Genomic DNA, 13,289 nt, shown 5'->3' with positions numbered 1-13,289 from the left:
AGAACCCGGCGCTATCGCGGAGCAACCAGTTCGGCGGCCAGCGCCGCATCTTCGGCGGCTGTTGCCCCCGAGAGGCCCAGTGCTCCAACCACGCGGTTGTCGACAACGATCGGCACGCCCCCGCCAATCGCGACGAAATCCTCGGCGGAGAGAAGCCACAGACGGCCACTCTGGACCCGCTCTTGTGCGCTGGCAGTCGTCAGGCGAAGGCGGGCCGAAGTACGGGCCTTTTGCTGCGCAAGCGCGATCGAGCCATAGGGTACGTCATCCATCCGGGCGAAGGCGACCAGCTCACCCGACGGCTCCACCACTGCAATTGCCATTTTGAGACCGAGCGCCCGGCTGCGCTCGATCGCGCGCTGGACCAGGGCAAGCGCATCGCTCGTGCCGATCGGCGCGCCATATCCGGCGGGCGGCGGCGACGCAGGCGTTTCGGCGAGAGCCGCGGTCGACATCAGGGCGGCGCAGGCCAGAACCAACATTCGCATCAAATCACTCTCCCCTTCCCAAGGAGTGGCACAGGTCAGTTCTTCGGGCGAGCCTCGACTTCGGAGAAGGCCAGAACATTGTCGGGCAGCCGCGCGCCGCGAATTTCGATGGCATTGGCTTCGGCGGTGAATTCGGCAAGCTCGGCCGGCGTAAAGCGAACTGCGGCCGCCCCCACATTCTCGCGCATATGCGCCATTTGGGTGGTGCCGGGGATGGGCACGATCCAGGGCTTTTGGGCGAGCAGCCATGCGAGCGCGATCTGTCCCGGCGCCGCGGTCTTCCGTTGGCCCCAGCGGGTCACCAATTGAACGAGCGCCAGATTATAGGGCAGGTTTTCAGGCGCGAAGCGCGATTCGATGCCGCGGATATCGCCGGGTGCGAAACGCGTGCTGGCATCAATGGCACCCGCCAGAAAGCCGACGCCCAGCGGGCTCCACGGCACGAACCCGATGCCGAGTTCCTCGCATGCCGACAGCACCCATTTTTCGGGTCCGCGCCACAAAAGCGAATATTCATTCTGGACCGCCGAAAGGGGCTGCTCGGCGTGCGCCCGGCGCAGCGTCTGCTGCCCCATTTCGCACATGCCCCAGTGCAGGATTTTGCCCTCTGCCATCAGATCCTTCATCAGGCCGGCGACATCCTCGATGGGAACCTCGGGATCGACGCGATGCTGATAGAGCAGATCGATCCGGTCGGTCCGCAGCCGCTTGAGCATACCGTCGACCACGATCCGGACATGCTCGGGCCGGCTGTTGAGGCCCGGCCGGCGCTGCCCGGTCTCCTGATCGATGTTCCATCCGAATTTTGAGGTGATGATGACCTTGTCGCGAAAGGAGGCGATGCCCTCGCCGAGCAGCCGTTCCACTTCATGCGCGCCATAGGCTTCGGCGGCGTCGAAGAAGGTGACGCCATGGTCAAAGGCGGCACGGATGATCGTGAGCATCTCCGTCCGGCTGGGAATGGTGGTCTGGTAGGTTCGCGTCATATTCTGGACGCCAAGTCCGATGCTGGACACCTCTAGCGAGCCCAATTTGCGCCGGTCGGTGCCCACGCTATTGGCTTCGCGCGCCGATGCCGGGGCGCTTGCAGTTCCCAGCAATGGCGCAGCGGCCAGCGATCCGGCGGCGCCCAGAAATGCGCGCCGCCCCACCGGCAGTTTCTGATCTTCGCGCATGCTGCTCAATCCTTGTCCGTCATCGCCAACACAGCTTCGGGAAGGCGCGCGCCCGCCACCTCGATGCGCGACATACCCTCCTCGATTTCGCAAAGATCCGCCGCCGTCAATTCGACGTCCGCTGCGCCCAGATTTTCCTCCAGCCGATGAAGCTTGGTGGTCCCCGGAATGGGAACGATCCAAGGCTTCTGCGCCATCAGCCACGCGAGGGCGATCTGGGCCGGTGTGGCGTGTTTCCGTTCGGCAATGGCCTTGATCAGTTCGACCAGCGCCAAGTTGCTGGCACGGGCTTCGGGGGTGAAACGCGGCGACATCGCGCGAAAATCGCTCGCGTCGATCAGCGTTGCGGCATCGATCGTGCCGGTCAAAAAGCCCGCGCCGAGCGGGCTCCAGGGAACGAAACCGATCCCCAACACCTCGCACGCATCCAGCACGCCATTCTGTTCGACGTCGCGCGTCCACAGCGAATATTCGCTCTGCACCGCGGCGACGGGATGGACCGCATGGGCGCGGCGGATCGTCGTCGCGCTCGCTTCGGACAGCCCATAACGCTGGAGCTTCCCGGCATCGATCAGATCCCGGATCGTGCCTGCAACATCCTCGATCGGCACCGCCGGGTCGACGCGGTGCTGATAGAGCAGGTCGATTGTGTCGACCTGAAGCCGGAGGAGGCTGGCGTCGACAACCTCGCGGATATGCTCGGGGCGGCTGTCGAGGCCATAGCGGCTGCCGTCGGGGTTGATTCCGAAGCCGAATTTGGTCGCGATCTGAACCTGATCGCGGAACGGCTTCACCGCTTCGCCAAGCAGTTGCTCGTTGGTGAAGGGGCCATAGGCTTCGGCGGTGTCGAACAGCGTCACCCCGCGTTCGAAGGCCGCACGGATCAGGGCGATGGCATCGGGGCGCGGAACCGGCGCGTTATAGCTGCCGTCGAGGCCCATGCAGCCATAGCCGAGGGCAGAAACTTCGAGTGTGCCGAGGTTGCGCTTTTGCATGATTGGCTCCTTTCCCACGATGCGCGGATGCGCCTTCCTAGAATGTCCCGAAATTACCGCATGCGCGTTTGAAAGATTAGCGGATATAATCGGGATGAAGTCATATTGAGGATTCATCAATGAAGCGCGACGAACTCGGCGATCTGACGGCGTTTCTCGCGGTTGCCCAGGAACAGAGCTTTACCCGCGCCGCGGCTCAGCTTGGCACCTCGCAATCGGCGCTCAGCCATACGGTGCGGCGCATCGAGGAACGGCTGGGGATCCGGTTGCTGACCCGAACGACACGCAAGGTGTCGGTGACCGACGCGGGTGAACGGCTGCTGGCGCGGCTCGCCCCGGCCATGAACGAGATCGAGGCCGGGCTGGCCGAACTGACCGAGCTTCGCGACCAGCCCGCCGGCATGATCCGCATCACGACCTCCGAACATGCGGCGACAACGCTGATCTGGCCCGCGCTCGAAACGCTCCTTCCAAGCTATCCCGAAATCCATGTCGAGCTCAGCCTGAACAATGGTTTTGTCGACATCGTCGCCGATCGCTTCGACGCCGGCGTCCGCCTCGGCGAGTCGGTCGCCAAGGACATGATCGCGGTGCGGGTCGGCCCCGAACTGCGCATGGCGGCGGTCGCAGCGCCCGCCTATTTCGACCGCAACCCTGTGCCGAAGACCCCATTCGACCTTGCCCGCCATAGCTGCATCAACATCCGCCAGCAAACCGCGGGCGGGCTTTACTCATGGGAGTTTGAGAAGGACGGACGTGAGGTCCGCGTTCGGGTCGATGGCCAACTGACCTTCAACGCCTCCCCGCTGATCATCAAGGCGGCGCAAGCGGGCCTGGGCATCGCATTGGTCATGGAAGATATTGCGGCGCCCATGCTGGCCGATGGTTCGCTCGTTCGGGTGCTGGAGGACTGGTGCCCGCCCTTCCCCGGCTATCATCTCTATTACCCCAGCCGCCGACAGCCCTCGACTGCTTTCGCGCTGGTTTTGGAGGCGCTGCGAAATAGCGGGTAACGATACACCAAGCTGATTTTGCTCATCAAAATTGTCGGACGAACGGAGTATCCTGTACCTACCGGACCAAATTGGCCGATGAGGGGCAGTCGGCTCTTGGGATGCCGGCAGTCAAAAGCCGACGGCCACATCGCACTCTGGATCACGCCAAAGTCTCCTGGCCGGCGAACCCTGCAGTCCCGTCCTCCAAGGGTAAGGCGAAACCTGCAGCGAGATAAGATATCCTCGTGCAACGCGTCGACGGTCTCGATGAGCGCGGCTTCCCAGGCAGGCAATTGCGAACGCTCTGCCGGCTCGCGAAGCATTTTCGTCAGCCGAGCGGGCATTTCAAACGCTTTGGCCAGCATGTGCGGGTGCAACGGAACGATCGTTGCGAAGGGCGGTAGTCTCTGGGGTGCGGTCAGTTCGACCTCGCCTTGGGAGAAAGAGAATGAAAAGGCTTCTGACGATTTTCGTACTTGGCAGCTCGATACTGGCGCTGTCTGCTTGCAACACGGTTGAAGGTGCAGGGAAAGACGTAGAATCCGTTGGCGACTGTGCTGATGGAGTGAAGGGAAACTGCTAGGAAGGCGCGGACCAATTAGCGCCGGCCGGCTTTCGCAGTTCAACTGAAAGCGGCCGAACTGAGGCAATCGGGTCTCAGGCCCGGACGGCGAAGGGCGGACTAGCGACCGAAGGCCTCCGTCAGGAAATCACGGCCGAGGCGAAGTCCGACGGGATCGACGCTGTGCGCCACGCCGTAGGAGATGTGCGTCGTGACGTCGACGCCGAGCCGCTTGAGCTCGCTCTCCGACATGTGCAGCGCGGCGATCGGAACCACCGGATCGGCCGTGCCGTGCACCAGTAGCACAGGCGGTTTTGGGAGTTCTCCGTGACTTAGCCCAAGCGTCCCCGCCAACATGCCGGAATAGCCAACGACGGCAGCGACCGCCCGCGGTCGCCGCAGCGCGACATGCAGTGCCATCATTGTCCCCTGGCTGAAGCCGACGATGGCCAGATCCGCCTCGCTCAGACCATATTGCGCGAGCTTGCGGTCGATGAAGGCGTCGATCGCCGGCGCGGCCGAGGCCGCGCCGGCAGCGAGCGCGGACGGCGCAAAGCCGGACAGTCCCCACCATTGATATCCCGCCCCCATCATGCTGCAGCGCTGCGGCGCGTGCGGGGCAAGAAACAAGGTGTCGGGCAGAGCGTCTTGCCACTGCGGAGCGAGCGAAATCATGTCCGTCCCGCTCGACCCGAAGCCGTGCAACAGCAGGACGAGCTTCTTCGGCGCCCCCCCGGATCGGGGCTGCAAGCTTGCTCCATTCACAATTTTCAAAACTCTGTCTCTTCCATGTCTGCCGAAGGCTATTTGGGCATGAGCAGCCAACTCGGCAACCACGCCGCACGATAGCGAGCTTTTATGATATTCTCCCGGAACGAAGACTGGCTTGGAACGAGTCGCCCGTGCGCTTTGCGAGCTGGATGCCAATCCACCCGACGCGACGATGGACGGTAAGCCGCTTTGGCAGGATTGTCTCCCCGAGGCTTGGGCCGCAACCATGGCGCTGCGCGAGCCAGACTCCGCGATGATCGGCGCAGGCGCTGGTCGAGCGGCCAAGGGCCTGAGAGAAGACATCGGAGGAATTTATCGAGCTATGATCGATGCCGCGATGGAAGGACAGCCGAACGCGCCGCCCAGTGGATCATAGTGGCGCAGTCGCTTGTGGCCGGTTGGAGACTGGCAGCCTTGCGGAAGGAGAAATCGAAAGCTGACAGGAAGGCCTCAGGACAGGTAGTCCCGCTGGATCCTGCATCCCGGCATGATCCGCTCCAACCCGCTTGTGAGCATGTCGCCTGCATCAATCAAAGCGCTTTCCGGCATTGTTTCGAGCGCTTCCAGAATGAACCACATGCCGGTGCAGCCCGGCTCCAGTCGAGTTCGTAATCCTTGGCGCCAGTTCCAGCGACGACAGGTCACGCCGAGATCGTCGCGCCAGACAATTTCACCTGCGGCGGGATAGTCCGTGACCTGCTCGCCATTGGACATCGTCTCGAACGCTTCGCTGCCATTGGCAATCGTCAGACGTGGTGGCCCGACATAGGCCGCGAGGTTTTCGCCACCGACCGGAACCGCGAACCGCAAGCTGACCGCATTGTAGAGATCGACCAAGGGATTGATGGAGGGAATCTGTCCATCTTTCAGCACGCGTTTTCTGAGGGCCGCCGCGGAATTCGGCGTTCGACCGGGCTTGGCTCCAAACCGTTCGTAGACACGATCCCAACTTGCAAGATGGGCATCGGCCCAGTCCGGGCCGCCGGCTCGAACGAGATGACAAGCGTCGCGCAGGACCGCGGCGTCTTGCACGCCAGTCGTGCCGTCGCCCTCTACGGTGAGGCTGATGGCGCGAAAGCCGGGAGCGAGCAATCTGACTTCGCTGTCGATGGTTGGTCCGGCGGTTATTTCGCAGGCTCGCTCTCGAAGGGCGGTTCTGCTGGCGAGTCGCTCTTGGCACTCGAAGCGGCGCCGACCGATGAACAGACGATCAATGCTATCGCAAACCATTGCATCGGCGACAGCAACTCGCCGAGTATGAGCATTCCCATCAACGCCCCGACCGCGGGCTCGGCACTGAGCAATGTGCCGAATGTGTTCGCCGGCAAGCGCTGAAGGGCCATCATTTCCAGACCATAGGGTATGGCACTCGATAGAATGCCGACACCAAGGCCGAGCGCCAGAATCTCGGGCTTGAGCAGGGCTGCCCCCGCATGAGCGATGCCCACAGGTGCCGCGATTACGGCGGCAACGATCATCCCGCCAGCTGCGGCGGCGGCACCATGTTGCCCCCCTGCCCGCTTACCGATGAGGATATAAGACGCCCAACACAGCCCCGCGAACAACGCGAGCGCGACGCCTCGCCAGTCGAGGGCTGCAGAGCCGCCGCTTACCGGAAGCAGGAGGAGCAGCCCGACCACTGCCATTCCGATCCAGAGGAAATCGCTGCGCCGCCGAGATGTGATCACGGCCACGCCCAAAGGCCCGATGAACTCTATCGCGATCGCGATGCCGAGAGGGATGTACGAGAGCGCATGATAGAAGCTGAGGTTCATCGCACCAAGGACGACGCCATAAGCGAGAAGCGATCGCCATCCGCCGGAACGAAGACGCAGCCGCCAGGGCGGAAGGACAGCCGACAGGAGTAGCGCGCCGAACACCAAGCGCATCGCCGTCGTTCCCTCAGGCCCGATGGCCGGGAACAGGCCCTTCGCAAAGCTTGCGCCCACGGTCACCGACAATAGCGACAGAAACAGCGCGGCGAGCGCCAGCCAATCGGGGCGCGCACGGGAGCTTGAAATCACCGGAATAGCAGTCATCGCATCCTCGAAAGCAGATTTCGCGAGAACTACATTTTTCACGCTGACAAGGGTGATCGAGTTTGACGGGAATGTGATAAATATTATCACCTAATCCGTCTTTGCGATAAGGATTGCCGGATGGACGACTTCGATCTCAAGCTGCTGCAGCTGCTTCAGGAGGATTCCGCACGGCCGGTTCCGGAAATCGCGGCGGACGTCGGACTTTCAGTCCCCGCCTGTTATCGCCGGATCCGCCAACTTCGCACGGCGGGAGCGATCCAGCGCGAAGTTGCGGTCGTGGGCGCCCGCGCGCTTGGCTGGCCGCTTTCCATGATTGTATTGGTCACGCTCGAGCGTGAAGGCCCGCATACCGTCGACGAGATGATATCCGTCCTCGAGCAAGTCCCCGAGGTCATTGAAGCCTGGAACGTGACCGGCGACCATGACATCGCGGTTCGCATGGTGGCTGAAGACATGGAAGGCTATGACGCGCTCGTTCGGGAGCTGTTCGCTGCGGACGATCGCGTGCGGAGCTTCAAGACGCTGGTGATCATCCGGGACGTGAAGACGCGAAGTCCCATCCCGGTTGCCAAGTCCGCGTGGTCCAGAAATCGTGGCCGCCGTTAGGCGGTTATGGCCGATTGCCGCGAGGTGGCTTTTGGTTCAGAATTTGCGGAAGCGGACATTCGATCGATATCCGGCCCGGGGCCCGCTCACATCCGAAAGCAGACGGAACAAGAATGCCTTTTTCGGCCTATATCATCTGTGGCACCCCACGATCAGGTAGCACGCTCCTTTGCGATCTGCTGACGGCGAGCGGCGTCGCGGGGGAGCCTCACTCCTACCTACGCCCCCAAGATATCAGTGAATGGGCCGAGGAATGGGGTGTTGGCGGCCCGGCAGCGGCTACCGATCCAAAGTTCAACCGGGCCTATCTTGCGGCGATGGCACGCGCGGGAAAGGCCGATACCGCCATTTTCGGGCTTCGGCTCATGTGGCAAAGCCTTGGCGAGGCAGGTGCGCGATTTGACGGGGCCCTTGGCGGCGCAGCCGATTTTGTACAGCAGTTCGAGCGGCTATTTGGTTCGACGCTCTTCATCCACTTGTCCAGGCAGGACAAGCTGGCTCAGGCTGTGTCGCTGGTCCGGGCTCAGCAGACCGGCCTCTGGCATGTCGCCGCGGATGGTTCAGAGCGTGAAAGAACCGCGCCCGCACAAGCGCCCGCATTTGATGCTGGCCAGATCACGCAAGCCTGTAACATGCTCAGGGCCGATGACGCAGCATGGATTTCCTTCTTCGAAGAGCGCGGCATCCAGCCCTTGCATCTGACATATGAAGGATTGGCGGCTGACCCGCGGGCGACGTTGGCCGACGCACTCGGGGCACTCGGCTGCGATCGAACGATCGCTGCAAGTCTCGGCATTCAGACGGCCAAAATGGCAGATGCCACAAGCATGGATTGGGTCAGGCGGATGGAGCTGAATTAACCGCTCTCCAGCGTTTCGCGTCAGAAACCGGACCGTCGCTTGTCCATCCCTTTGGAAATTCAGAGCGATCTGGACGCGATGACCGAAATCGACCATTCGCGGACGCCTAAGCCGTATTGGACTATCCCGATAGCGGTCACCCACCGCGCAAAGCTGACACGAAGCGAGTTATAAGATGTTATCGAATATTCTCGCCGCCGCAGCCTTGTGTCCATTGGCGACCGACCCCGTCGCGCTCACGACAGTGCAAGCGCGCGGCATCGACCAATATGTCGAAGCGGAAATGGCGCGGCAGCAGATCCCCGGCCTGACGCTGGGGATTTTCCGTCGCGGTCACGCTGTGCTGCTGAAGGGCTATGGTCTGGCCAATGTCGAGCATGCTGTGCCGAGCACGCCCGACACCATCATGCAGTCCGGCTCGGTGGGCAAGACGTTCACGGCGACGTTGGTCTTGATGCTCGTCGAGCAAGGCAAAGTGCGACTGAACGACAGCATCCGTTCGCATCTCACCACCCTGCCGGAAGAGTGGCAGTCCATCACAATAGCGCATCTGCTTTCCCATACGTCCGGTCTCGCCGATTACGACGGATCCGAACTAACCGGACCGGGCGGACCTTTCGATATACGGCGCGACTTTTCCGAGGCCGAGCTGGTCCGAAAAGTGGCCGAAATGCCTCTCGAGTTCGCGCCTGGGGAGCGCTGGTCCTATCGCAACTCGAACTATCTCGTACTCGGCGCGCTTATCCGGCACATCACCGGTGCTTTCTATGGCGACATGCTGAAACGGGATATCTTCGACAGGCTGGGAATGACGGCTTCTCGTGTCATTTCGGATCGAGAGATCGTGCCAAATCGGGCGGCTGGCTACGAGCGCCGCGGGGGGAAGCTCTACAATCAGCAATGGGTTTCTCCCACGTTCAACTCGACGGCCGACGGCACGCTCTATCTTACCGTTCGCGATCTCGAGCTTTGGGATCGCGCCTTGTGTGGGGCTTCGCTGCTCAAATCCTCCACCTTGCAGCAGATGTGGACGCCGTTCGCGGTTGGCGGGGCTGTTCCGACAGAGGGTTATGGCTTTGGCTGGTTTGTGCGGCGGCAAGAGTCCGAGTGGATCGTTGAACATGACGGTGCCTGGCAGGGCTTCACATCATATCTTGGCCGCTATGTCGGCGCGGGAATAACCGTTACCGTCCTGACAAATCTGGATGCTGAACATAGCCGTCCGGACATCATCGGCAAAGTGGTTGCGGGGCTGGTCGATCCGTCGCTCATGCCGCCTTCGGCGCGACCTGTCGCTGACGACAGACCGGATTTATCGCAGGCACTTTGGAGCCATTTCGAGGCCGCAATGAACGGGCAAGCAATACCTGGATCGTACCAGCCAACGCAGGAGACGATCGCCGATCTGCGAACCACGCTGCCGCCGGATTGGAACAAGGCCGCCCCTTCCCTGATCTCTCGCCGCGCCGAAGGAGAAGAATGGGTATCGACCTACAAAATCGGTCCCAAAGAGAATAGCCGAATCCTGGTGGCGGTAAGCGATGCTGAAGGCAATGCGACGGAATTCGATGTGACGGCAGATCCTGACAATCGTTGATGGTCGCAAGCGGATTTCTGAAGCGGCAGCTGGGCCAGCCTCCCAGCGCAAGACCCTGCCGACTCGACACCTCCCCATTCCGGCCCCCCGGACTGAATGCCCCGCACCGGCCCGATCTAACCGCGGAAATTGGCCGTTTTCTGACTGTCGGCTTTCGGCCTCAATCAGGTAAATAGCTGCCCTTCGCCCTCTTGTTCGACCAGCTAATCCCGGCAGCCGCAAAGGCGGCAATCGCGGCGATTCCAAAAGCGGATGAGGAAGCTATTTCGACGGCGGCCGCGGAAAGCAAAATCGAGGCCACCAGAGCGCCCGTCACCTGTCCTGCAAGCCGTGCGGTCCCCTGCACCCCTCCAGCCGAAGCGGCGCGGTCGGCGGACGCAGCGAGAAACATGGTGCGGTTGTTCGGAGTCTGGAAAAGTCCGAATCCGATCCCGCAGAAAATGACGCCAACGACATGCATCGGCACACCCGAGCCGGACGGGACCGCCGCCAATGTCGCGAGGCCGCACGCCAGAACGAAAGCCCCCACGGCGCAGAGCCGTGCCGGGCGAACGCGGTTCAGGAGGCGCGAGGTAATCGGCGTCGTCAGAAGCACGGCGAGCGGCCAGGGCGTCATCATCAAGGCGGAGCCCCGGGCCGATAGTCCGAGCCGCTCGTGCAAGGCGAACGGTAGCATCAGCAACGCCAGGCCCAGTGCGGTAAAGCAAAAAACCGACGCCATCACCGACCGTGAAAAGCTGGGTGACCGAAAGAGCGGCAGCGGGAGAAAGGGCGTCCCCCGCCGAAGGTCGCGCCGGACGAGGAGCCCGAGCCCAAATACTCCTGCCACCAACAGCAAAGCGGCAGCAACCGCCGACTGGCGCGCCACCCCGGCCGAAATCACGAAAGTCGGCACGGCGGCAGCATATGCCAAGAGACCAATGCCATCGAGTTCCCTGCCCCTAATGCGCCGGGACGGAAGCGCGAAGGCCCACACCAGCGCCAAGCACGCCAGCAGAAGGCTGCCCGCAAAGACGAATCCCCAACTCCCGAGACCCAGGAGCAAGGCGCCAACCGTCGGGCCCGCCGCCGAAAGAAGCGCGACCGTCATGGCGTTCCAGCCGATCGCCTTGCCGAACTCCTCCTCCGCGACTGTCTGGCGGAGCAGCGCAACGCCCAGGGCCATGATTGCTGCGGCGCCGACGCCCTGAACAATCCGGAGGGCGACGAGCGAGGCAAAGCCGGGCGTGAAACAAGACGCTGCAGCGCAGAGCGCGAACACGGCCGTGCCCGCGACAAAGGTCGGACGGTAGCCGAAGCGCTCGCCGATGGCGGCTAGCGGAAGCAGACTGGCGACAAGCGCCCCTTGATAGGCGATGACGAGCCAGGCGGCGGCCGATGGGTCGACGCGAAGTGCCCTCGCGATCGATGGAAGCGCAATATTAACGCTCGACGCATCGAGGACCGCCGCCGCCATTGCAAAGAGTACGCTCGCAACAGCGATACGGCTGCGCATTACTGCGGACAAGGAGGAGATTCCCGGCACGACGACGGTCTCAGACTGAAGGGACCCAGACACCGTCGGCGTCGGTGTAGCGGATCATAGTCGTCTCGCGGCGGAGATCGCGCGCTGTGAAACGGAACTGGATCGCCGGTCCGCTGACACAAAGCGTGTCGTGAATGTCGCGCGGGAGATAGACCTGTACATCGCCGGGCCGAACGAGCGTCGATCCGCGTTTGACGAGGCGCGGTCTTTTCCCTGGCTCCTCGACGCTCGCGTAAGTCGCCATCTCCATTGCGCCCTGTAGCACACCATAGATAACCCAGCTCTCGCCATGGTCATGCGGCGCACGATAGCGCCCTTCAGCCTCGGTGTGCGCGAGCAGGACGAAGCCATGGGCCGGATCGCGGTAGAGTTCGCGGCTCTCGGGACGTTCGTGGCAGAGATCGGCGAGCCACGCCTCGGTCCGCTGCGCCTGCAGCAGTTCGGCCAGGCGCGTGCTGCAATCGGCAACCAACCCGGAGGTCAGCTCTCCCCAATTGTCGCGTACAGAGTCGGCGAAGAGGTCGAGGGCTGTTCCGGTCATTGCAAACTCCTGTCTCGTTGTGATCGAGACCGAAGATAGATCGGCAGAGATATGGCGGAAGACGCAGCATTTGCATTCTATCATTGCGCTTGACGCTATGTCGGAGGCGCAGCCTGTGATACGGAAAGTCCATGAGCGGCCCCGATTTCAACCTGCTGTTTACGCTGGATGCCCTGCTTCAGCAGGGCAGCGTCGCCGGCGCGGCACGCCGGCTCGGCCTCAGCCCCTCGGCGATGAGTCGAGCTCTTGCGCGGCTACGGACGGTGACGGGCGACCCGCTCCTCGTGCGGGCCGGTCGCGGGCTGGTCGCGACGCCGCGCGCCGAAGCGATGCGCGACGAGGTTCACCGGCTGGTCGAGGACACGCGCGCGGTTCTCCGTCCCGCCGATACGGTCGACCTCTACCGCCTCGAGCGGACCTTCGTGCTGCGGACGAGCGATGGCTTCGCCGAGACGATCGGCCCGGCCTTGATCCAGCGCGTCGCGGAGGAAGCACCGCATGTCCGGATCCGTTTCATCCGCAAGCTCGACAAGGACAGCGCGGGCCTGCGCGATGGCGACATCGACCTCGAGACGGGCGTCGTGGGGCAGACGATCGGCCCCGAAGTGCGCGCGCAGTCGCTGTTTGCCGACCGCTATGTCGGCGTCGTGCGCACTGGCCATCCTCTGACCAAAGGTGCGATGACCGCCGCGCGCTATGCTGAAGGCCGACATGTACTGGTAACACGGCAGGGCCTCGACCTCGGCGCGATCGACGAGACGCTCGGAACGCTCGGCCTCGTCCGGACGATCGTTACCACCGTCGACGGCTTCGCCGCGGCGCTCGCGCTGTCCAGAGGCTCCGACCTTATCTCCACCGTTCCCGAACGACATAGTTTCGGCCTGCGCGACGGGATGGCCATGTTCGCGCTTCCGGTCGAGACCGAGCCTTTCACCATATCGCTGCTCTGGCATCCCCGCATGGATGGCGACGCGGCGCACCGCTGGCTGCGCCAGCTTATCCGGCAAGCGTGTGACACGACGCTTCGCGCCGCGGCGAATGCATAAACCAGGACTGGACGTTGCGTCACACCCGCGGATCAATTGCCGAAAGATTGGATTGAATGTGGCCTCTTTTGGCCGGTTACGGACAG

Annotated in this window: 13 protein-coding genes; 5 read left to right on the top strand and 8 right to left on the bottom strand. The window is 62.8% G+C overall.

All coding sequences use genetic code 11. The features are described 5' to 3' along the window. Window positions 1–11 precede the first annotated feature (11 nt). The 3 genes from AC1RRJ_RS00830 to AC1RRJ_RS00820 all read right to left on the bottom strand — a co-directional run bounded on the left by AC1RRJ_RS00830 (window position 12) and on the right by AC1RRJ_RS00820 (window position 2,658). A complete protein-coding gene (locus AC1RRJ_RS00830; protein WP_493119805.1) occupies window positions 12–455 on the bottom strand; it encodes a GlcG/HbpS family heme-binding protein in 444 nt (147 codons plus the stop codon). A 68-nt stretch (window positions 456–523) separates the two neighbouring features. After that, window positions 524–1,663, bottom strand: a complete 1,140-nt coding sequence (locus tag AC1RRJ_RS00825) for an aldo/keto reductase (RefSeq protein ID WP_493119802.1) — start codon at window positions 1,661–1,663, stop codon at window positions 524–526. 5 nt (window positions 1,664–1,668) lie between these two features. Next, complete coding sequence (locus AC1RRJ_RS00820; RefSeq protein ID WP_493119801.1) at window positions 1,669–2,658, bottom strand: aldo/keto reductase; 990 nt, start codon at window positions 2,656–2,658, stop codon at window positions 1,669–1,671. Between the two features lie 119 nt (window positions 2,659–2,777). On the opposite strand from AC1RRJ_RS00820, the gene AC1RRJ_RS00815 reads away from it, so the two are divergent. Continuing rightward, window positions 2,778–3,671 (top strand): LysR family transcriptional regulator, encoded by an 894-nt coding sequence (locus AC1RRJ_RS00815; RefSeq protein ID WP_493119800.1) that lies wholly within the window; start codon window positions 2,778–2,780, stop codon window positions 3,669–3,671. 664 nt (window positions 3,672–4,335) lie between these two features. Here AC1RRJ_RS00815 and AC1RRJ_RS00810 read toward each other — a convergent pair. The 3 genes from AC1RRJ_RS00810 to AC1RRJ_RS00800 form a co-directional block, all read right to left on the bottom strand. Continuing rightward, window positions 4,336–4,980 (bottom strand): alpha/beta hydrolase, encoded by a 645-nt coding sequence (locus tag AC1RRJ_RS00810; protein ID WP_493120674.1) that lies wholly within the window; start codon window positions 4,978–4,980, stop codon window positions 4,336–4,338. A gap of 456 nt (window positions 4,981–5,436) precedes the next feature. Then, a complete protein-coding gene (locus AC1RRJ_RS00805) occupies window positions 5,437–6,078 on the bottom strand; it encodes a B3/B4 domain-containing protein (RefSeq protein WP_493119798.1) in 642 nt (213 codons plus the stop codon). A 32-nt stretch (window positions 6,079–6,110) separates the two neighbouring features. Next, window positions 6,111–7,115 carry an EamA family transporter gene (locus tag AC1RRJ_RS00800; protein WP_493119797.1) on the bottom strand — a complete coding sequence of 335 codons (1,005 nt, stop codon included), beginning with the start codon at window positions 7,113–7,115 and terminating at the stop codon, window positions 6,111–6,113. A 30-nt stretch (window positions 7,116–7,145) separates the two neighbouring features. Between AC1RRJ_RS00800 and AC1RRJ_RS00795 the strand changes: the two genes are divergently transcribed. The 3 genes from AC1RRJ_RS00795 to AC1RRJ_RS00785 all read left to right on the top strand — a co-directional run bounded on the left by AC1RRJ_RS00795 (window position 7,146) and on the right by AC1RRJ_RS00785 (window position 10,091). Next, window positions 7,146–7,634 (top strand): Lrp/AsnC family transcriptional regulator, encoded by a 489-nt coding sequence (locus AC1RRJ_RS00795; RefSeq protein WP_493119796.1) that lies wholly within the window; start codon window positions 7,146–7,148, stop codon window positions 7,632–7,634. Between the two features lie 113 nt (window positions 7,635–7,747). Next, window positions 7,748–8,494 carry a Stf0 family sulfotransferase gene (locus AC1RRJ_RS00790; protein ID WP_493119795.1) on the top strand — a complete coding sequence of 249 codons (747 nt, stop codon included), beginning with the start codon at window positions 7,748–7,750 and terminating at the stop codon, window positions 8,492–8,494. 175 nt (window positions 8,495–8,669) lie between these two features. Next, window positions 8,670–10,091 (top strand): serine hydrolase domain-containing protein, encoded by a 1,422-nt coding sequence (locus AC1RRJ_RS00785; protein WP_493119794.1) that lies wholly within the window; start codon window positions 8,670–8,672, stop codon window positions 10,089–10,091. Between the two features lie 160 nt (window positions 10,092–10,251). On the opposite strand, the gene AC1RRJ_RS00780 is transcribed toward AC1RRJ_RS00785, so the two are convergent. Continuing rightward, entirely contained in the window at window positions 10,252–11,598 is a 1,347-nt protein-coding gene (locus AC1RRJ_RS00780; protein ID WP_493119793.1) for an MFS transporter, read from the bottom strand. Window positions 11,599–11,626: 28 nt separating this feature from the next. Next, window positions 11,627–12,157, bottom strand: coding sequence for a hypothetical protein (locus tag AC1RRJ_RS00775; protein WP_493119792.1), 531 nt, complete (start codon window positions 12,155–12,157; stop codon window positions 11,627–11,629). A 131-nt stretch (window positions 12,158–12,288) separates the two neighbouring features. Between AC1RRJ_RS00775 and AC1RRJ_RS00770 the strand changes: the two genes are divergently transcribed. Then, entirely contained in the window at window positions 12,289–13,203 is a 915-nt protein-coding gene (locus AC1RRJ_RS00770) for a LysR family transcriptional regulator (protein WP_493119791.1), read from the top strand. Window positions 13,204–13,289 lie beyond the last annotated feature (86 nt).

This window comes from Sphingopyxis sp. GW821-FHT12C06, from assembly GCF_058807415.1.
Note: the sequence above shows the minus strand (reverse complement) of the source record. Positions and strands in the feature narration are given on the sequence as shown.